The organism is Ideonella sp. P3_A4, assembly GCF_056403075.1.
This window is the reverse complement of record NZ_JBFUGE010001253.1, coordinates 1-766: the sequence shown is the minus strand read 5'-3', so window position 1 is coordinate 766 and position 766 is coordinate 1. Positions and strand designations below refer to the sequence as shown.

The window sequence follows — 766 nt, the reverse complement described above, 5'->3', positions numbered from 1 at the left end:
ATCGTGCGGGCAGGCGTTGCGCTTGCGCTCTCGTCCTATGGTCGCTGGCGAGCGATCCAGCACGTAGCCAATCTCTCGGTCGCTGTAACCCCTGGTGTGCATCCTGGCTATCGCGTATCGTTCACCCTGGGTGAGTTGGTGATACCCCATGTCTGCTAACCCCTTCTTGCCGGAATGAGTAAGCGGTCAGTATCACCACCCCCCCACCCCATTTCATGAAGGTGTTGCACTTGCTTGTTGAACCCGCGASGCCTAACCCCTCCGTCAAGGGGACGTCTTGCGGCAGGCCGCAAGCCGCCCCTTACGTCGAACGTTAGCCATCAGCAAGGCCTCTTCGTGTTTGGTCGTAGCCTCGTTCAATCGTTCCCATCCGTGGCTCGCCGAGGCTTCCGCGCTTGCGCACTCGTTGGTTGCCATGCAGCCCAATGGCCGCTCCTTCGTGCCGTTCGTGATTGGTCAATGAGCAGGGTGCCTACGTTCACCGTCGGCAATTCGTCGGCTGCGTTGACGGTTGTGCCAAGTGGAGCGGCTTCAAATTCTGGCGGCCTTCTCCGCCCTGCTCTGCCAAGTGGAACGGGTTCAAATTTCGATCACGTTCTCCACCCGTCTCTGCCCAGGGAGGCAGGCCCGTACCAGGTCACGGTATACCCGCCTCGGCCGCAACGTCGGCTTGGTCAAGCTGAGGGTGGCACACTCGTTCCGTCAGCGGCCATGTTCGGGCTGCTGGCTAACCCCTCCGTCAAGGGGACGTCCTGCGGCAAGCCGC

At 61.3% G+C, this 766-nt stretch carries 1 protein-coding gene; it reads right to left on the bottom strand.

Features of this window, described 5'->3' with window-relative positions; all coding sequences use genetic code 11:
* Window positions 1-150 (bottom strand): helix-turn-helix domain-containing protein (locus AC1DYI_RS37390; protein WP_477209106.1); only part of this gene is annotated, 150 nt, incomplete at its 3' end.
* Between the last annotated feature and the right edge of the window lie 616 nt (window positions 151-766).